This window comes from Pseudarthrobacter sp. 05T312 (assembly GCF_056396685.1).
In genome coordinates, this window is the sequence record NZ_JBFTLY010000066.1 from 1 (window position 1) to 391 (window position 391).

The following is a 391-nucleotide window of genomic DNA, read 5'->3' on the forward strand; positions in this document are numbered from 1 at the left end:
TTGTACAGGATAGGCGGGAGCCATTGAAACCGGAGCGCTAGCTTCGGTGGAGGCGCTGGTGGGATACCGCCCTGACTGTATTGAAATTCTAACCTACGGGTCTTATCGACCCGGGAGACAGTGTCAGGTGGGCAGTTTGACTGGGGCGGTCGCCTCCTAAARWGTAACGGAGGCGCCCCAAGGTTCCCTCAGAATGGTTGGAAATCATTCGAAGAGTGCAAAGGCATAAGGGAGCTTGACTGCGAGACATACAGGTCGAGCAGGGACGAAAGTCGGGCTTAGTGATCCGGTGGTACCGAATGGAAGGGCCATCGCTCAACGGATAAAAGCTACCCTGGGGATAACAGGCTTATCTCCCCCAAGAGTCCACATCGACGGGGAGGTTTGGCAC

General features: G+C 55.8%; 1 rRNA gene. It reads left to right on the plus strand.

Annotated elements, in window-relative coordinates:
* Positions 1-391, plus strand: a 23S ribosomal RNA gene (locus AC1DIP_RS22335); the annotation flags it as partial.